Source organism: Streptococcus mitis SK1080 (assembly GCF_000220085.1).
Lineage (GTDB): Bacteria > Bacillota > Bacilli > Lactobacillales > Streptococcaceae > Streptococcus > Streptococcus mitis_K.
Genome location: NZ_AFQV01000024.1, coordinates 1 through 18,481, shown reverse-complemented (window position 1 = coordinate 18,481; position 18,481 = coordinate 1). Strand labels below are relative to the sequence as shown.

17 protein-coding genes and 1 other annotated feature are annotated in these 18,481 nt (G+C 40.0%); all 17 genes read left to right on the top strand.

The window, feature by feature from the left end; translation table 11 throughout:
• Nucleotides 1-7 precede the first annotated feature (7 nt).
• The gene (gene pepF, locus HMPREF9957_RS10875) at nt 8-1,810 is read left to right on the top strand and encodes an oligoendopeptidase F (protein ID WP_000244088.1); all 1,803 of its coding nucleotides are present in this window, start codon (nt 8-10) and stop codon (nt 1,808-1,810) included.
• Between the two features lies 1 nt (nt 1,811).
• Nucleotides 1,812-2,525, top strand: a complete 714-nt coding sequence (locus HMPREF9957_RS10870; protein WP_029689930.1) for an O-methyltransferase — start codon at nt 1,812-1,814, stop codon at nt 2,523-2,525.
• A gap of 66 nt (nt 2,526-2,591) precedes the next feature.
• Nucleotides 2,592-3,530, top strand: coding sequence for a peptidylprolyl isomerase PrsA (gene prsA, locus HMPREF9957_RS10865; RefSeq protein ID WP_000727932.1), 939 nt, complete (start codon nt 2,592-2,594; stop codon nt 3,528-3,530).
• A 161-nt stretch (nt 3,531-3,691) separates the two neighbouring features.
• Entirely contained in the window at nt 3,692-4,915 is a 1,224-nt protein-coding gene (gene ftsW / locus HMPREF9957_RS10860; RefSeq protein ID WP_000703367.1) for a cell division peptidoglycan polymerase FtsW, read from the top strand.
• Between the two features lie 24 nt (nt 4,916-4,939).
• Nucleotides 4,940-7,636, top strand: coding sequence for a phosphoenolpyruvate carboxylase (gene ppc / locus HMPREF9957_RS10855; RefSeq protein ID WP_000058209.1), 2,697 nt, complete (start codon nt 4,940-4,942; stop codon nt 7,634-7,636).
• Nucleotides 7,637-7,705: 69 nt separating this feature from the next.
• Nucleotides 7,706-7,923 (top strand) — a binding site (T-box leader).
• A gap of 111 nt (nt 7,924-8,034) precedes the next feature.
• On the top strand, nt 8,035-9,030 hold the full coding sequence (gene trpX, locus HMPREF9957_RS10850; RefSeq protein WP_000792149.1) for a tryptophan ABC transporter substrate-binding protein: 996 nt from the start codon (nt 8,035-8,037) through the stop codon (nt 9,028-9,030).
• Nucleotides 9,031-9,105: 75 nt separating this feature from the next.
• The gene (locus HMPREF9957_RS10845) at nt 9,106-9,972 is read left to right on the top strand and encodes an ABC transporter permease (protein ID WP_025170726.1); all 867 of its coding nucleotides are present in this window, start codon (nt 9,106-9,108) and stop codon (nt 9,970-9,972) included.
• The gene (locus HMPREF9957_RS10840; protein ID WP_000125440.1) at nt 9,969-10,727 is read left to right on the top strand and encodes an ABC transporter ATP-binding protein; all 759 of its coding nucleotides are present in this window, start codon (nt 9,969-9,971) and stop codon (nt 10,725-10,727) included. The genes HMPREF9957_RS10845 and HMPREF9957_RS10840 overlap by 4 nt, the downstream gene beginning before the upstream one ends.
• An 89-nt stretch (nt 10,728-10,816) precedes the next feature.
• On the top strand, nt 10,817-12,577 hold the full coding sequence (gene dnaG, locus HMPREF9957_RS10835; RefSeq protein ID WP_000227875.1) for a DNA primase: 1,761 nt from the start codon (nt 10,817-10,819) through the stop codon (nt 12,575-12,577).
• Between the two features lie 2 nt (nt 12,578-12,579).
• A complete protein-coding gene (rpoD, locus tag HMPREF9957_RS10830; protein WP_000201907.1) occupies nt 12,580-13,689 on the top strand; it encodes an RNA polymerase sigma factor RpoD in 1,110 nt (369 codons plus the stop codon).
• 14 nt (nt 13,690-13,703) lie between these two features.
• Nucleotides 13,704-14,033, top strand: coding sequence for a metal-sulfur cluster assembly factor (locus HMPREF9957_RS10825; RefSeq protein ID WP_000331929.1), 330 nt, complete (start codon nt 13,704-13,706; stop codon nt 14,031-14,033).
• A gap of 115 nt (nt 14,034-14,148) precedes the next feature.
• Nucleotides 14,149-15,192, top strand: a complete 1,044-nt coding sequence (gene cpoA, locus HMPREF9957_RS10820; protein WP_000412292.1) for an alpha-galactosylglucosyldiacylglycerol synthase — start codon at nt 14,149-14,151, stop codon at nt 15,190-15,192.
• Between the two features lie 15 nt (nt 15,193-15,207).
• A complete protein-coding gene (locus HMPREF9957_RS10815; protein WP_001219423.1) occupies nt 15,208-16,533 on the top strand; it encodes a glycosyltransferase family 4 protein in 1,326 nt (441 codons plus the stop codon).
• A 29-nt stretch (nt 16,534-16,562) separates the two neighbouring features.
• Entirely contained in the window at nt 16,563-16,739 is a 177-nt protein-coding gene (locus tag HMPREF9957_RS10810; protein ID WP_025170725.1) for a PspC domain-containing protein, read from the top strand.
• A 58-nt stretch (nt 16,740-16,797) separates the two neighbouring features.
• The gene (locus tag HMPREF9957_RS10805) at nt 16,798-16,932 is read left to right on the top strand and encodes a DUF4044 domain-containing protein (RefSeq protein ID WP_000863855.1); all 135 of its coding nucleotides are present in this window, start codon (nt 16,798-16,800) and stop codon (nt 16,930-16,932) included.
• Between the two features lie 63 nt (nt 16,933-16,995).
• Entirely contained in the window at nt 16,996-18,306 is a 1,311-nt protein-coding gene (obgE, locus tag HMPREF9957_RS10800) for a GTPase ObgE (RefSeq protein WP_004242705.1), read from the top strand.
• 9 nt (nt 18,307-18,315) lie between these two features.
• Entirely contained in the window at nt 18,316-18,474 is a 159-nt protein-coding gene (locus HMPREF9957_RS10795) for a hypothetical protein (RefSeq protein ID WP_001808548.1), read from the top strand.
• The last annotated feature ends 7 nt before the right edge of the window (nt 18,475-18,481 follow it).

The following is an 18,481-nucleotide window of genomic DNA, read 5'->3' as shown; positions in this document are numbered from 1 at the left end:
GAATCTAATGGTATTACAAAGACATGAAATAAATGAAAAAGATAAATGGGATCTATCAACGATCTACCCAACTGACCAGGCTTGGGAAGAAGCCTTAAAAGATTTAACAGAAAAATTGGATACAGTAGCCCAGTATGAAGGACATCTCCTGGATAGTGCGGATAGCCTACTCGAAATTACTGAATTTTCTCTTGAAATGGAACGCCAAATGGAGAAGCTTTACGTTTATGCTCATATGAAGAATGACCAAGACACACGTGAAGCCAAGTACCAAGAGTACTATGCCAAGGCCATGACTCTCTATAGCCAGCTAGACCAAGCCTTTTCATTCTATGAACCTGAATTTATGGAAATCAGTGAAAAGCAGCATGCTGACTTTTTAGAAGCTCAGCCAAAATTGCAGGTTTATCAACACTATTTTGATAAGCTTTTGCAAGGCAAGGAACACGTTCTTTCACAACGTGAAGAAGAATTATTGGCTGGAGCTGGAGAAATCTTTGGTTCGGCAAGTGAAACCTTCGCTATCTTGGACAATGCGGATATTGTGTTCCCTTATGTCCTCGACGATGATGGTAAGGAAGTGCAGCTCTCTCATGGAACTTACACACGTCTGATGGAGTCTAAAAATCGTGAGGTGCGTCGTGGTGCCTATCAAGCTCTTTATGCGACTTATGAACAATTCCAACACACCTATGCTAAAACCTTGCAAACCAATGTTAAGGTGCAAAACTACCGAGCAAAAGTTCGCAACTACAAGAGTGCTCGTCATGCAGCCCTAGCGACGAATTTTGTTCCAGAAAGTGTTTATGACAATTTGGTAGCAGCAGTTCGCAAGCATTTGCCACTCTTGCATCGTTACCTTGAACTTCGTTCAAAAATTTTGGGAATTTCAGACCTTAAGATGTACGATGTTTACACACCGCTTTCATCTGTTGAATACAGTTTTACTTATGAAGAAGCCTTGAAAAAAGCAGAAGAAGCCTTAGCAGTCTTGGGCGAGGATTACTTGAGCCGTGTCAAACGTGCCTTCAGTGAGCGTTGGATTGATGTTTACGAAAACCAGGGCAAGCGTTCTGGAGCCTATTCTGGTGGTTCTTACGATACAAATGCCTTTATGCTTCTTAACTGGCAGGATAATCTAGACAATCTCTTTACTCTTGTTCATGAAACAGGTCATAGTATGCATTCAAGCTATACTCGTGAAACGCAGCCTTATGTTTACGGAGATTATTCTATCTTCTTGGCTGAGATTGCCTCAACGACCAATGAAAATATCTTGACGGAGAAATTATTGGAAGAAGTGGAAGACGACGCAACGCGCTTTGCTATTCTCAATAACTTCCTAGACGGTTTCCGTGGAACAGTTTTCCGCCAAACTCAATTTGCTGAGTTTGAACACGCGATTCACCAAGCGGATCAAAATGGTGAAGTCTTGACAAGCGATTTCTTAAATAAACTCTACGCAGACTTGAACCAAGAGTATTATGGTTTGAGTAAGGAAGACAATCCTGAAATCCAATACGAGTGGGCACGCATTCCACACTTCTACTATAACTACTATGTATACCAATATTCAACTGGTTTTGCAGCAGCTTCAGCTCTGGCTGAAAAGATTGTCCATGGTAGTCAAGAAGACCGTGATCGTTATATTGACTACCTCAAGGCAGGTAAGTCTGACTATCCACTTAATGTCATGAGAAAAGCTGGTGTTGATATGGAGAAGGAAGACTACCTCAACGATGCCTTTGCAGTCTTTGAACGTCGTTTGAATGAGTTTGAAGCCCTTGTTGAAAAATTGGGATTGGCATAAGATGGTTGAATCGTATAGTAAGAATGCCAACCATAACATGCGTCGTCCTGTTGTCAAAGAAGAAATTGTGGACTTGATGCGTCAGCGTCAAAAGCAAGTCACAGGTTCCTTGAAAGAATTGGAAGACTTTGCCCGCAAGGAAAATATTCCCATTATTCCCCATGAAACGGTTGCTTATTTCCGTTTTCTCATGGAAACCATGCAACCTAAAAACATTCTGGAAATTGGGACGGCCATCGGGTTTTCAGCCCTCTTGATGGCAGAACATGCGCCAAATGCCAAGATTACAACCATTGACCGCAATCCAGAAATGATTGGTTTTGCCAAGGAAAATTTTGCCCAGTTTGACAGTCGCAAGCAAATTACGCTCCTAGAAGGAGATGCGGTAGATGTCTTATCTACCTTGACAGAGTCCTATGATTTCGTCTTTATGGATTCTGCTAAGTCTAAATACATCGTCTTTCTGCCAGAAATCCTCAAACATTTGGACGTTGGAGGTGTGGTTGTCTTGGATGATATTTTCCAAGGTGGTGATGTTGCCAAGGATATTATGGAAGTTCGTCGAGGTCAGCGAACTATATACAGAGGACTTCAAAGACTATTTGATGCAACCTTAGACAATCCAGGACTCACCGCAACACTAGTACCTTTAGGGGACGGCATTCTCATGCTTCGTAAAAATGTAGCAGACGTTCAATTGCCTGACAGCGAATGATTTTCAGAAAAATTTAAGAAAATATAGTAAAATAGATAGGGTAATACTTATCTCAAAGGAGTAGACATGAAGAAAAAACTATTGGCAGGTGCCATTATACTATTATCAGTAGCAACTTTAGCAGCTTGTTCGAAAGGTTCAGAAGGAGCAGATCTTATCAGCATGAAAGGAGATGTTATCACAGAACATCAATTTTATGAGCAAGTGAAAAGCAATCCTTCAGCTCAACAAGTGTTGTTGAACTTGACTATCCAAAAAGTATTTGAGAAACAATACGGTTCAGAAGTAGATGACAAAGAAGTCAACGACACTATTGCCGAAGAAGAAAAACAATATGGTGAAAACTACCAACGTGTCTTGTCACAAGCAGGAATGACTCTTGAAACACGTAAAGCTCAAATTCGTACAAGTAAATTGGTTGAGTTGGCAGTTAAGAAAGCAGCAGAAGCTGAATTGACAGATGATGCCTATAAGAAGGCCTTTGACGAGTACACTCCAGATGTGACTGCTCAAATTATCCGTTTGGACAATGAAGACAAGGCCAAAGAAATTCTTGAAAAAGCCAAAGCTAGCGATGCAGACTTTGCTCAATTAGCCAAAGATAATTCAACAGATGAGAAAACTAAAGCAAATGGTGGAGAAATCACTTTTGACTCTGCTTCAACAGAAGTACCAGATCAAGTTAAGAAAGCAGCTTTTGCTTTAGATGTAAACGGTGTTTCTGATGTGATTAGTGTTACTGGAACACAAGCCTACAGCAGTCAATATTACATTGTTAAACTGATTAAGAAAACAGAGAAATCATCTAATATTGACGATTACAAAGAAAAATTAAAAACTGTTATCTTAACTCAAAAACAAAACGACGCATCATTTGTTCAAAGTATTATCGGAAAAGAATTGCAAGCAGCCAATATCAAGGTTAAAGACCAAGCCTTCCAAAATATCTTTACCCAATATATCGGTGGTGGCGATTCAAGCTCAAGTAGTTCTTCAAAAGAATAAAACAGAAAAGAGCCAAGTGCTCTTTTTCTTATGACAAAAATGGTCTATCTGATGGATAAGAGTTTTTTTCTTTCGGAAAAAATGGTATAATAGCAATCAAAACTAGAAAACAAACGGAATTTGGGAAGCAATTGTGTTGTTCTCATTAGATTGGTGATACTATGAAGATTAGTAAAAGGCACCTATTAAACTATTCTATCCTAGTTCCTTACTTACTTTTATCTATTTTGGGCTTGATTGTAGTCTATTCCACAACTAGTGCCATTCTTATTGAAGAAGGTAAAAGTGCCCTCCAATTGGTTCGAAATCAGGGAATGTTTTGGGTATTTAGTTTAATATTGATTGCCTTAATTTATAAATTAAGACTAGATTTTTTGAGAAATGAGCGACTAATCATTTTAGTTATCTTGATAGAAATGGTTTTATTGTTCTTGGCTCGTTTTATTGGTATTTCCGTAAACGGGGCATACGGTTGGATTTCGGTTGCAGGAGTAACTATTCAGCCAGCTGAGTACTTAAAAATCATTATTATTTGGTATTTGGCTCACCGATTCTCCAAACAGCAAGAAGAAATAGCTATTTATGATTTTCAAGTTTTGACTCAAAATCAATGGCTTCCTCGTGCTTTTAATGATTGGCGATTCGTTCTCCTAGTTCTGATTGGAAGTTTGGGAATTTTCCCTGATTTAGGGAATGCGACTATTTTAGTCTTGGTTTCCTTGATTATGTATACAGTTAGTGGAATCGCTTATCGCTGGTTTTCAACCATTCTGGCGCTCGTATCTGCCGCTTCTGTCTTTGTCTTGACCACTATCAGCCTAATCGGTGTTGAGACCTTTTCAAAAATTCCAGTATTTGGCTATGTAGCCAAGCGCTTTAGTGCCTTTTTTAATCCTTTTGCCGATCGTGCGGATGCGGGTCACCAGTTATCTAATTCTTATTTTGCCATGGTCAATGGTGGTTGGTTTGGTCTAGGTCTTGGGAACTCGATTGAAAAACGAGGTTATTTACCAGAGGCTCATACAGACTTTGTCTTTTCTATCGTGATTGAAGAATTTGGCTTTGTTGGTGCCAGTCTGATTTTAGCTCTCTTGTTTTTCATGATTTTGCGGATTATCTTGGTCGGTATCCGAGCGGAGAATCCTTTCAATGCCATGGTTGCACTCGGTGTCGGAGGGATGATGTTGGTTCAGGTATTTGTCAATATCGGAGGGATTTCGGGCTTGATTCCATCCACAGGAGTAACCTTTCCCTTCTTATCCCAGGGTGGAAATAGTCTTCTAGTCTTATCAGTGGCAGTGGCCTTTGTCTTAAATATTGATGCCAGTGAAAAACGCGCTAAGTTGTACCGAGAATTGGAAAATCAACCAATGAACCTTCTGTGAAGTAGAATAAAGAAAGGATAGTCTATGTCTCTTCAAAAATTAGAAAATTATAGTAATAAAAGTGTTGTGCAAGAAGAAGTATTGATTCTAACAGAATTGCTGGAAGATATTACTAAAAATATGCTTGCCCCAGAGACCTTTGAAAAAATCATGCAGTTGAAAGAATTATCAACGCAGGAAGATTATCAAGGTCTAAACCGTCTAGTGACTAGCTTATCAAATGATGAAATGGTCTATATTTCACGCTATTTCTCTATCTTGCCTCTTTTGATTAATATTTCAGAGGATGTGGATTTAGCTTATGAAATCAATCATCAAAATAATATTGATCAGGACTATTTAGGTAAATTATCAACAACGATCAAAATGGTTGCTGAAAAAGAAAATGCCGCTGAAATTCTTGAACACTTGAATGTTGTCCCTGTTTTGACAGCCCATCCAACACAAGTGCAACGCAAAAGTATGTTGGATTTAACAAATCATATTCATAGTCTTTTGCGTAAATACCGTGATGTTAAGTTGGGGTTGATCAATAAAGAAAAATGGCACAATGATTTGCGTCGTTACATCGAAATTATCATGCAGACAGACATGATTCGTGAGAAAAAATTAAAAGTGACTAACGAAATCACGAATGCTATGGAATATTACAACAGCTCCTTTTTGAAAGCTGTACCTCACTTGACGACGGAGTATAAGCGCTTAGCGCAAGCCCATGGGCTGAATTTAAAACAGGCTAAACCGATCACCATGGGTATGTGGATAGGTGGTGACCGTGATGGAAATCCATTTGTTACAGCAGAGACCTTGAAGCAGTCTGCACTCACTCAGTGTGAAGTCATCATGAACTACTACGATGAAAAGATTTACCAACTTTATCGTGAATTTTCTCTTTCAACTAGCATTGTCAATGTAAGTAAGCAAGTCAGAGAAATGGCTCGTCAATCCAAGGATAACTCGATTTATCGCGAAAAAGAGCTTTACCGTCGTGCCTTGTTTGATATTCAATCAAAAATTCAGGCAACTAAAACCTATCTGATTGATGATAAGGAAGTTGGGACTCGTTATGAAACCGCCAATGATTTTTACAAGGATTTGATTGCCATTCGAGATTCTCTACTGGAAAATAAGGGCGGGTCCTTGATTTCAGGTGATTTTGTGGAATTATTGCAGGCAGTAGAGATATTTGGTTTTTACCTAGCATCAATTGATATGCGACAAGACTCTAGCGTCTATGAAGCCTGTGTGGCAGAACTCTTGAAATCAGCAGGAATTCATTCTCGCTATAGCGAGTTGAGCGAAGAAGAAAAGTGTGACCTTCTCTTGAAAGAATTAGAAGAAGATCCACGAATTCTTTCTGCGACTCACGCAGAAAAATCAGAATTATTAGCAAAAGAACTAGCTATTTTTAAGACGGCTCGTGTTTTGAAAGATAAGTTGGGAGATGATGTCATCCGTCAGACCATCATTTCACATGCAACCAGCCTTTCTGATATGCTAGAATTAGCTATTTTATTAAAAGAAGTAGGACTGGTGGATACGGAAAGGGCGCGTGTTCAGATTGTTCCCCTTTTTGAAACAATTGAAGACTTGGATCATTCAGAGGAAACAATGAGACAATATCTTTCTCTTAGCCTTGCCAAAAAATGGATTGCCTCACGAAATAACTACCAAGAAATCATGCTTGGCTACTCTGACAGTAATAAAGATGGCGGTTACTTGTCATCATGTTGGACCCTCTACAAGGCTCAACAACAATTGACTGCTATTGGAGATGAATTTGGCGTTAAGGTTACCTTTTTCCATGGTCGTGGTGGTACTGTCGGTCGTGGTGGTGGGCCAACCTATGAAGCCATCACATCTCAACCGCTCAAGTCTATCAAGGATCGTATCCGCTTGACGGAGCAGGGTGAAGTAATTGGGAATAAATACGGTAATAAAGACGCCGCTTACTATAATCTTGAAATGCTAGTATCGGCAGCTATTAACCGTATGATTACTCAGAAGAAGAGCGATACCAATACCTCAAATCGTTATGAAGCCATTATGGATCAAGTAGTGGACCGTAGTTACGATATCTACCGTGATTTGGTCTTTGGTAATGAGCATTTCTATGATTATTTCTTCGAGTCAAGTCCAATCAAGGCTATTTCAAGTTTTAATATTGGTTCTCGTCCAGCCGCTCGTAAGACGATTACTGAAATCGGTGGTTTGCGTGCCATCCCTTGGGTCTTCTCATGGTCACAGAGTCGTGTTATGTTCCCTGGATGGTACGGGGTTGGTTCAAGCTTCAAGGAATTTATCGATAAAAATCCAGAGAATATTGCTATCTTACGAGATATGTACCAAAATTGGCCTTTCTTCCAATCGCTTCTTTCAAATGTTGATATGGTTTTGTCAAAATCAAATATGAATATTGCTTTTGAATATGCTAAACTTTGTGAAGATGAGCAAGTTAAGGCCATCTATGAGACTATTTTAAATGAATGGCAAATTACTAAGAACGTTATCTTGGCTATTGAAGGACATGACGAACTCTTAGCTGACAATCCATATCTAAAAGCTAGTCTGGATTACCGTATGCCTTACTTTAATATTCTCAACTATATTCAGTTAGAGTTGATTAAACGCCAACGTCGTGGAGAATTGTCAAGTGATCAAGAACGATTGATTCATATCACCATCAACGGAATTGCGACAGGATTGCGTAATTCAGGTTGATAATTTTCAAGAGTGAATATCAAAAAAATTCTAATAGACTATTGACAAGTAGTTTAAAAATGATATAATTTAACCATTCAGAAAAGTAATCGTACAAACTTTCAAGAGAGTCTGTGGTAGCTGAAAACAGATAAGTGATGATGATGAAAATTGGGCTGAATGTTATTTAGAATTTGAAATCATAAAAATTCGGTGAGCACACCTTACAGTGCATCTCGTTATTGCGAGACAGAGCGATAGGGAAATTCCCTATAATTGAGGTGGTACCGCGCATCGACGTCCTCACACAAGTTTTTTGTGTGAGGATTTTTTGATGGAGGTTAGTATGGAAAGAAAACGATGGCGTCGCTTGTTTAGATAAGTGAAATATATTAAAGGAAATAAAAAGGAGAAATAGAATGAAAAATAAACGTTTAATTGGAATTATCGCTGCATTAGCAGTCTTAGTAGCAGGAAGCTTGATTTACTCTTCAATGAATAAACCAGAAGCTAAGAATGAGAAGAAAGTTGCCAAAGTTGGTGTCCTTCAGTTTGTGAGCCATCCATCTCTTGATTTGATTTATAAAGGGATCCAAGATGGACTTGCAGAAGAAGGATATAAAGATGATCAAGTTAAAATCGATTTTATGAACTCAGAAGGTGACCAAAGTAAGGTTGCGACAATGAGTAAACAATTGGTTGCAAATGGGAATGACCTTGTGGTTGGTATTGCGACACCAGCTGCTCAAGGTTTGGCTAGTGCCACAAAAGACCTACCGGTTATCATGGCTGCTATTACAGACCCAATTGGTGCTAACTTGGTCAAAGATTTGAAAAAACCAGGTGGCAACATTACAGGGGTGTCTGACCACAATCCAGCTCAACAACAAGTTGAACTCATCAAAGCTTTGACACCAAATGTGAAAACAATCGGAGCTCTTTACTCAAGCAGCGAAGACAATTCAAAAACACAGGTAGAAGAATTTAAGGCTTTTGCTGAAAAAGCAGGTTTGACAGTTGAAACATTTGCTGTTCCTTCAACAAATGAAATTGCTTCAACAGTTAACGTTATGACTAGCAAGGTTGATGCTATCTGGGTTCCAATCGACAACACCATTGCATCTGCGTTTTCAACAGTTGTATCAAGCAATCAATCAGCTAAAAAGCCAATCTATCCAAGCGCTACTGCCATGGTAGAAGCAGGTGGCTTGGCATCAGTTGTAGTTGACCAACATGATCTCGGTGTGGCAACTGGTAAAATGATTGCACAAGTCTTGAAAGGTGCAAAACCAGCCGATACTCCAGTCAATGTATTTTCAACTGGTAAGTCAGTAATTAACAAAAAATTGGCACAAGAGCTAGGTATTACGATTCCTGAATCAGTTTTAAAAGAAGCAGGACAAGTGATTGAATAATCTGTAATGGAGGAGTTGGGGACATCTCCTCCAATTTTTTACAATAAAAATCATATAGAAAAGGTTAAGAAACAAATGATATTATCTATTATTTCTCAAGGATTTGTCTGGGCTATTTTAGGTCTGGGGATCTTTATGACATTTAGGATTTTGAACTTTCCAGATATGACAACAGAAGGTTCCTTCCCTCTTGGGGGAGCTGTTGCTGTCACTCTGATAACGAAAGGCGTGAACCCTTTTTTAGCGACACTGCTTGCTGTAGGAGCAGGTTGTTTGGCTGGTATGGCAGCAGGACTTCTTTATACAAAAGGGAAGATCCCCACCTTGCTCTCAGGGATTTTGGTGATGACTTCCTGTCACTCTATTATGCTCTTGATTATGGGACGTGCGAATTTAGGTTTGCTTGGAACTAAGCAAATTCAGGATGTCTTGCCTTTTGATTCAGACTTGAATCAACTCTTGACAGGTCTTATCTTTGTCAGTCTTGTCATTGTTCTCATGCTCTTTTTCTTGGACACTAAACTCGGACAAGCTTATATTGCTACAGGTGACAATCCTGATATGGCTAGAAGTTTCGGGATTCATACTGGGCGCATGGAGCTTATGGGCTTGGTTTTATCAAATGGTGTGATTGCCCTTGCAGGTGCCCTCATTGCCCAGCAAGAAGGCTATGCCGATGTGTCTCGAGGAATCGGGGTTATCGTTGTGGGGCTTGCAAGTTTGATTATTGGAGAAGTTATCTTTAAGAGCTTGAGCTTGGCAGAGCGTTTGGTTACCATCGTTGTCGGTTCTATCGCCTATCAATTCTTAGTATGGGCAGTTATCGCGCTTGGCTTTAACACAAGTTACCTTCGTCTATACAGTGCAGTGATTTTAGCAGTCTGCCTCATGATTCCAACATTTAAGCAAACAATCTTGAAAGGAGCCAAATTAAGCAAATGACAGCAATTGTAGAATTAAAAAATGCAACCAAAGTCGTTAAAAATGGCTTTGATGAAGAAAAGATTATTTTAAATGATGTTTCCTTAGAAATTTTTGAACAGGACTTTATCACGATTTTAGGTGGAAATGGTGCTGGGAAATCGACACTCTTTAACACCATTGCAGGAACCTTATCATTAACCAGTGGAACTATCCGTATTTTAGGTGAGGATGTTACCAAGTTTTCACCAGAGAAGCGCGCTAAGTATCTGTCTCGAGTCTTCCAAGATCCAAAGATGGGAACAGCTCCTCGTATGACAGTGGCAGAGAATCTCTTGATTGCCAAGTTTCGTGGTGAAAAGCGTGGATTGTTACCAAGACGTCTGGCTAGCTATAAGGATGAGTTTCAGGCAACCATTGAAAAAGTAGGGAATGGTCTTGAGAAACATTTGAATACACCGATTGAGTTTTTATCAGGTGGTCAAAGACAAGCCTTGAGTCTCTTGATGGCAACATTGAAGCGTCCTGAATTACTCTTGTTAGACGAGCATACTGCAGCCCTTGATCCAAAGACCAGTGTGGCCTTGATGGAATTGACGGATGAATTTGTCAAGAAAGACCAGTTGACAGCGCTTATGATTACCCACCACATGGAAGATGCTCTTAAGTATGGCAATCGCTTGATTGTCATGAAAGAAGGACAAATTATTCAAGATTTGAATCAAGAAGAAAAAGCAAAAATGAAAATCTCTGATTATTATCAACTCTTTGAATAAAGTAGGGAAAATGAGTGAAATGGTTTACTTTTTTTCTGAAATAAAGTATACTATATAAAGTAAACTATGATAACATGGAGGTATTGTGTATGGTTGACAAACAAGTCATTGAAGAAATCAAAAACAATGCCAACATTGTGGAAGTCATAGGTGATGTGATTTCTTTACAAAAGGCAGGACGGAACTATCTAGGGCTCTGTCCTTTTCATGGTGAAAAAACACCTTCTTTCAACGTTGTAGAGGACAAGCAGTTTTATCACTGTTTTGGTTGTGGTCGCTCTGGTGATGTTTTTAAGTTCATCGAGGAGTACCAAGGGGTTCCCTTTATGGAGGCTGTCCAAATCTTAGGTCAGCGTGTTGGGATTGAGGTGGAAAAACCGCTTTATAGTGAGCAGAAGCCAGTCTCACCTCACCAAGCTCTTTATGATATGCACGAAGATGCTGCCAAATTTTATCATGCCATTCTCATGACAACGACTATGGGGGAAGAGGCCAGAAACTACCTTTATCAGCGTGGTTTGACAGATGAAGTGCTCAAGCATTTTCGGATTGGTTTAGCACCTCCAGAACGAAACTATCTCTATCAACGTTTGGCTGGTCAGTATCGTGAAGAGGATTTCTTGGATTCGGGACTATTTTACCTCTCAGATGCCAATCAATTTGTAGACACCTTTCACAATCGGATTATGTTTCCCCTGACCAATGACCAGGGAAAGGTTATTGCCTTCTCAGGTCGTATCTGGCAGAAAACGGATTCACAAACTTCTAAGTATAAAAATAGCCGATCGACTGCAATTTTTAACAAAAGTTACGAATTATATCATATGGATAGGGCTAAAAAATCTTCTGGAAAAGCCAGTGAGATTTATCTGATGGAAGGATTCATGGATGTCATTGCAGCCTATCGGGCTGGAATCGAAAATGCTGTCGCATCTATGGGAACAGCTTTAAGTCGTGAGCATGTTGAGCATCTGAAAAGGTTGACCAAGAAGTTGGTTCTTGTTTATGATGGTGATAAGGCTGGGCAAGCTGCTACATTGAAAGCGCTGGACGAAATTAGTGATATGCCTGTGCAAATCGTTAGCATACCTGATAATTTGGATCCGGATGAGTATCTACAAAAAAATGGTCCAGAAGATTTGGCCTATCTGTTAACGAAAACTCGTATTAGTCCGGTTGAGTTTTACATTCATCAGTACAAACCTGAAAACAGTGAAAATCTGCAGGCTCAGATTGAGTTTATTGAAAAAATAGCTCCTTTGATTGTTCAAGAAAAGTCTATCACTGCTCAAAACAGCTATATTCATATTTTAGCTGACAGTCTGGTGTCCTTTGATTATGCCCAGATTGAGCAGATTGTGAATGAGAGTCGTCAGGCGCAAAGGCAGAATCGCATGGAAGGGATTTCCAGACTGACGACAATCACTATGCCTGTCACCAAGCAGTTATCGGCTATTATGAGGGCAGAAGCCCATCTACTTTATCGAATGATGGAATCTCCTCTTGTTTTGAACGATTACCGCTTGCGAGAAGACTTTGCATTTGCTACACCTGAATTTCAGGTCCTATATGACTTGCTTGGTCAGTATGGCAATCTTCCTCCGGAAGTTTTAGCAGAACAGACAGATGAAGTTGAAAGAGCTTGGTATCAGGTTTTAGCTCAGGATTTACCTGCTGAGATATCGCCACAGGAACTTAGTGAAGTAGAAATGACTCGAAACAAGGCTCTCTTGAATCAGGACAATATGAGAATCAAAAAGAAGGTGCAGGAAGCTAGCCATGTAGGAGATACAGATACAGCCCTAGAAGAATTGGAACGTTTAATTTCCCAAAAGAGAAGAATGGAGTAATAATGGCAACAAAACAAAAAGAAGTAACAACATTTGATGTACAAGTAGCAGAATTTATCCGTAATCATAAGCAAAAAGGGACAGCAACAGATGATGAAATCAATGCTAGTCTTGTCGTTCCTTTTACCTTGGACGCTGATGGGATTGAAGATCTCTTGCAACGGATTCAAGATGCAGGAATTTCTATCACAGATAACGAAGGAAATCCAAGTGCGCGTGTTCTTAGCACTGAAGAAGAGCCAGAACTCAGCGATGAGGACTTGATTGGGTCAACTTCGGCTAAGGTCAATGACCCTGTTCGTATGTACTTGAAAGAAATCGGGGTCGTTCCTCTCTTGACCAATGAAGAGGAAAAAGAATTGGCACTAGCAGTTGAAGCTGGTGATATCGAAGCCAAACAACGTCTTGCTGAAGCAAACCTTCGTTTGGTTGTTTCTATAGCCAAACGCTATGTCGGTCGTGGTATGCAGTTCCTTGACTTGATTCAAGAAGGAAATATGGGCTTGATGAAGGCTGTTGACAAGTTTGATTATTCTAAAGGATTCAAGTTCTCAACTTACGCAACTTGGTGGATTCGTCAGGCCATCACTCGTGCTATTGCAGATCAAGCTCGTACTATCCGTATCCCAGTCCACATGGTTGAAACCATCAATAAATTGGTCCGTGAACAGCGGAATCTCCTTCAAGAATTGGGACAAGATCCGACACCAGAACAGATCGCTGAACGTATGGATATGACACCTGATAAGGTTCGTGAAATCTTGAAGATTGCCCAAGAACCGGTATCCCTTGAAACTCCTATCGGTGAAGAGGATGATAGCCATCTTGGAGACTTTATCGAAGATGAAGTGATTGAAAATCCAGTGGATTATACGACTCGTATCGTCTTGCGTGAGCAGTTGGATGAAGTCTTAGATACTCTTACAGACCGTGAAGAAAATGTTCTGCGTCTACGTTTTGGACTAGATGATGGGAAAATGCGCACTCTTGAAGATGTGGGGAAAGTCTTTAACGTGACTCGCGAGCGTATCCGTCAGATTGAAGCTAAAGCTTTGAGAAAACTACGCCAACCAAGTCGCAGCAAACCGCTTCGTGATTTTATTGAAGACTAAGAGTGAGGATAAATATGGCTTATACAGAAGAGCAAATCGAAAACATCAAAACACGCATTTTAACAGCCTTGGAAGAAGTTATCGACCCTGAGTTGGGAATCGATATTGTCAATCTTGGTTTGATTTATGAGATTCGTTTCGATGGCGACACAGGGCAAACAGAGATTGATATGACTTTGACAACCATGGGTTGTCCCCTGGCAGACCTTTTGACAGACCAGATTTATGATGCCATGACAGAGGTACCAGAAGTAACGGATACTGAGGTTAAATTAGTCTGGTATCCAGCCTGGACAGTTGAAAAAATGAGTCGCTATGCACGCATTGCCCTAGGCATTAAGTAAACAAATAAAAGCATGTGAGAGATTATTGGAAGAGCGAGGAAATTTCCCCCTCTTTTCCTCTAGTCTCTCCTTTCTTTTGCTGATTTTATTCAAAGAAAATGATATAATAGTAGTTATGGAAAAAAAGAAATTACGCATCAATATGTTGAGTTCAAGTGAGAAAGTGGCAGGACAAGGAGTTTCAGGTGCCTACCGTGAATTAGTTCGTCTTCTTCACCGTGATGCCAAGGACCAATTGATTGTTACAGAAAATCTTCCAGTAGAGGCAGATGTGACTCACTTTCATACAATTGATTTCCCCTATTATTTGTCAACATTTCAAAAGAAACGCTCAGGAAGGAAAATTGGCTATGTGCATTTCTTGCCTGATACACTTGAGGGGAGTTTGAAAATTCCATTTTTCTTAAAGGGAATTGTGAAACGCTATGTATTTTCTTTTTACAACCGGATGGAGCACTTGGTTGTGGTCAATCCTATGTTTATCGAGGATTTGGTGGCAGCTGGTATTCCACGTGAAAAAGTGACCTATATCCCTAACTTTGTCAACAAGGAAAAATGGCATCCTCTACTACAAGAAGAGGTAGTCAGACTGCGTACAGAGCTAGGTCTTAGTGACAATCAGTTTATCGTAGTAGGTGCTGGTCAAGTTCAGAAACGCAAAGGGATTGACGATTTTATCCGTCTGGCTGAGGAATTGCCGCAGATTACCTTTATCTGGGCGGGCGGTTTCTCTTTTGGTGGCATGACAGATGGTTATGAACGCTACAAGAAAATCATGGAAAATCCACCTGAAAATTTGATGTTTCCAGGCATTGTGTCGCCAGAGCGGATGCGCGAATTGTATGCCCTAGCGAATCTTTTCTTGTTGCCTAGTTACAATGAACTCTTTCCGATGACGATTTTAGAGGCTGCCAGTTGTGAAGCTCCGATTATGTTGCGTGATTTAGATCTCTATAAGGTGATTTTGGAGGGAAATTATCGAGCAACAGCAGATAGAGAAGAGATGAAAGAAGCTATTTTAGAATATCAAGCAAATCCTGCTGCTTTAAAAGACCTCAAAGAAAAAGCTAAGAATATTTCTAGAGAGTATTCTGAAGAACATCTGTTACAAATCTGGTTGGACTTTTATGAAAAACAAGCCGCTTTAGGGAGAAAGTAAAAAGTGAGGTAATCTATGCGAATTGGTTTATTTACAGATACCTATTTTCCTCAGGTTTCAGGTGTTGCGACCAGTATTCGAACTTTGAAAACAGAACTTGAAAAGCAGGGACATGCTGTTTTTATCTTTACAACGACAGATAAGGATGTCAATCGCTACGAAGATTGGCAAATTATCCGCATTCCAAGTGTTCCCTTCTTTGCTTTTAAAGATCGCCGCTTTGCCTATCGAGGATTCAGTAAGGCGCTTGAAATTGCTAAACAATATCAGCTGGATATTATTCATACCCAGACAGAATTTTCTTTAGGCTTGTTGGGGATTTGGATTGCGCGTGAATTGAAGATTCCAGTCATCCATACCTATCACACCCAGTATGAAGACTATGTCCATTATATTGCCAAGGGGATGTTGATTCGTCCTAGTATGGTCAAGTATCTGGTTAGAGGTTTTTTGCATGATGTGGATGGAGTCATTTGCCCGAGTGAGATTGTCCGAGACTTGCTATCTGACTATAAAGTCAAGGTTGAAAAACGAGTCATTCCAACAGGGATTGAATTAGCTAAGTTTGAGCGTCCTGAAATCAAGCAGGAAAATTTGAAAGAACTTCGTAGTAAACTAGGTATTCAAGATGATGAAAAGATGCTACTTAGTCTTTCCAGAATTTCTTATGAAAAAAATATTCAAGCAGTACTAGCAGCCTTTGCAGAAGTTCTGAAAGAGGAGGACAAGGTTAAATTGGTGGTAGCTGGGGACGGTCCTTATCTGGATGACCTCAAAGAGCAAGCCAAAAAACTAGAGATTCAAGACTCCGTCATCTTTACAGGGATGATTGCTCCTAGTGAGACAGCTCTTTACTATAAGGCGGCAGATTTCTTCATCTCGGCATCTACAAGTGAAACCCAAGGTTTGACCTACTTGGAAAGCTTGGCTAGTGGAACGCCTGTCATTGCTCACGGAAATCCTTATCTGGACAATCTGATTAGTGATAAAATGTTTGGAACCTTGTATTATGGAGAACATGATTTGGCTGGAGCTATTTTAGAAGCCCTGATTGCAACGCCAGACATGAATGAGAATACCTTGTCAGCAAAATTGTATGAGATTTCAGCTGAAAACTTTGGAAAACGGGTACATGAGTTTTATCTGGATGCCATTATTTCAAATAATTTCCAGAAAGATTTAGCAAAAGATGATACGGTCAGTCAGCGTATTTTTAAGACAGTTTTGTATCTTCCGCAAAAGGTGGTCGCTGTACCGGTAAAAGGCTCTAGACGTATGCTGAAGGCTTCAAAAACACAGTTAATCAGCATAAGAGATTATTGGAAAGACCATGAAGAATAGAAAGAGGAAAAGCTATGAAAAAACAATTAATGAGAAGTGGTCGTGATAAAAAGATTGCTGGTGTTTGTGCCGGTGTGGCTTATTATTTTGATATAGATCCTACCATTGTTCGTGTAATATGGGGTGTTCTTGCTTTTGGTTACGGAGCAGGAATTGTAGCTTATATCATTTTATGGATTATTGCACCTGTATCAACTGACTATTGAAAACTAGCTCAATTCATGCTAAGATAATAGAAAATAGAATGTAACGAAGGAGAGAAAAATGGCATTTGGAGATAATGGAAATCGTAAAAAAACCTTGTTTGAGAAAATAACCTTGTTTATCGTGATTATCATGCTAGTAGCAAGTTTATTGGGAATTTTTGCAACTGCAATTGGTGCCCTCAGTAATCTATAAAATAGATTCAAGAAAATTTAGTGACTGGGATTTCCCAGCCCTTTTTTAAAGTGAGAAGAAAAAATGAGTATGTTTTTAGATACAGCCAAGATCAAGGTTAAGGCTGGTAATGGTGGCGATGGCATGGTTGCCTTTCGCCGTGAAAAATATGTCCCTAATGGCGGTCCTTGGGGTGGTGACGGTGGTCGTGGAGGTAATGTCGTCTTCGTTGTAGACGAAGGTCTACGTACTCTCATGGATTTCCGCTACAATCGTCATTTCAAGGCTGATTCTGGTGAAAAAGGGATGACCAAAGGGATGCATGGTCGAGGTGCTGAGGACCTTAGAGTTCGAGTACCACAAGGTACGACTGTTCGTGATGCAGAGACTGGCAAGATCTTGACAGATTTGATTGAACATGGTCAAGAATTTATCGTTGCCCACGGTGGTCGTGGTGGACGTGGAAATATTCGTTTCGCAACACCAAAAAATCCTGCACCGGAAATCTCTGAAAATGGAGAACCAGGTCAGGAACGTGAGTTACAATTGGAACTAAAAATCTTGGCAGATGTCGGTTTAGTAGGATTCCCATCTGTAGGGAAATCAACACTTTTAAGTGTTATCACATCTGCTAAACCTAAAATTGGTGCCTACCACTTTACGACAATTGTGCCCAATCTAGGTATGGTTCGCACCCAATCAGGTGAATCCTTTGCAGTAGCCGACTTGCCAGGTTTGATTGAAGGGGCTAGTCAAGGTGTTGGTTTGGGAACCCAGTTCCTCCGTCACATTGAGCGTACACGTGTCATTCTTCATATTATTGATATGTCAGCTAGCGAAGGCCGTGATCCTTATGAGGACTATCTAGCTATCAATAAAGAGCTGGAGTCATACAATCTTCGTCTCATGGAGCGTCCACAGATCATTGTATCCAATAAGATGGATATGCCTGAGAGTCAAGAAAATCTTAAAGAATTTAAGAAAAAATTGGCTGAAAACTACGATGAATTTGAAGAGTTACCAGCTATTTTCCCAATTTCTGGATTGACCAAGCAAGGTTTGGCTACGCTTTTGGATGCGACAGCTGAATTGTTAGACAAGACACCAGAATTCTTGCTCTATGACGAGTCAGATATGGAAGAAGAAGCTTACTATGGATTTGACGAGGAAGAGAAAGCCTTTGAAATTAGCCGTGATGACGATGCGACATGGGTGCTTTCTGGTGAAAAACTCATGAAACTCTTTAATATGACCAACTTTGATCGTGACGAATCAGTCATGAAATTTGCCCGCCAGCTTCGTGGTATGGGGGTTGATGAAGCCCTTCGTGCGCGTGGTGCTAAAGATGGTGACTTGGTCCGCATTGGTAAATTTGAGTTTGAATTTGTAGACTAGGAGACTGGTATGGGAGATAAACCGATATCTTTCCGAGATGCGGATGGCAATTTTGTTTCTGCCGCAGATGTTTGGAATGAAAAGAAATTGGAAGAACTATTTAATCGCCTCAATCCAAATCGTGCCTTGAGATTGGCACGAACTAAAAAAGAAAATCCATCTCAGTAAAGAATAT

Coding starts and splice junctions, on each gene's coding strand:
- pepF (WP_000244088.1), top strand. CDS start 8: ATGGTATTACAAAGACATGAAATAAATGAAAAAGATAAATGGGATCTA.
- HMPREF9957_RS10870 (WP_029689930.1), top strand. CDS start 1,812: ATGGTTGAATCGTATAGTAAGAATGCCAACCATAACATGCGTCGTCCT.
- prsA (WP_000727932.1), top strand. CDS start 2,592: ATGAAGAAAAAACTATTGGCAGGTGCCATTATACTATTATCAGTAGCA.
- ftsW (WP_000703367.1), top strand. CDS start 3,692: ATGAAGATTAGTAAAAGGCACCTATTAAACTATTCTATCCTAGTTCCT.
- ppc (WP_000058209.1), top strand. CDS start 4,940: ATGTCTCTTCAAAAATTAGAAAATTATAGTAATAAAAGTGTTGTGCAA.
- trpX (WP_000792149.1), top strand. CDS start 8,035: ATGAAAAATAAACGTTTAATTGGAATTATCGCTGCATTAGCAGTCTTA.
- HMPREF9957_RS10845 (WP_025170726.1), top strand. CDS start 9,106: ATGATATTATCTATTATTTCTCAAGGATTTGTCTGGGCTATTTTAGGT.
- HMPREF9957_RS10840 (WP_000125440.1), top strand. CDS start 9,969: ATGACAGCAATTGTAGAATTAAAAAATGCAACCAAAGTCGTTAAAAAT.
- dnaG (WP_000227875.1), top strand. CDS start 10,817: ATGGTTGACAAACAAGTCATTGAAGAAATCAAAAACAATGCCAACATT.
- rpoD (WP_000201907.1), top strand. CDS start 12,580: ATGGCAACAAAACAAAAAGAAGTAACAACATTTGATGTACAAGTAGCA.
- HMPREF9957_RS10825 (WP_000331929.1), top strand. CDS start 13,704: ATGGCTTATACAGAAGAGCAAATCGAAAACATCAAAACACGCATTTTA.
- cpoA (WP_000412292.1), top strand. CDS start 14,149: ATGGAAAAAAAGAAATTACGCATCAATATGTTGAGTTCAAGTGAGAAA.
- HMPREF9957_RS10815 (WP_001219423.1), top strand. CDS start 15,208: ATGCGAATTGGTTTATTTACAGATACCTATTTTCCTCAGGTTTCAGGT.
- HMPREF9957_RS10810 (WP_025170725.1), top strand. CDS start 16,563: ATGAGAAGTGGTCGTGATAAAAAGATTGCTGGTGTTTGTGCCGGTGTG.
- HMPREF9957_RS10805 (WP_000863855.1), top strand. CDS start 16,798: ATGGCATTTGGAGATAATGGAAATCGTAAAAAAACCTTGTTTGAGAAA.
- obgE (WP_004242705.1), top strand. CDS start 16,996: ATGAGTATGTTTTTAGATACAGCCAAGATCAAGGTTAAGGCTGGTAAT.
- HMPREF9957_RS10795 (WP_001808548.1), top strand. CDS start 18,316: ATGGGAGATAAACCGATATCTTTCCGAGATGCGGATGGCAATTTTGTT.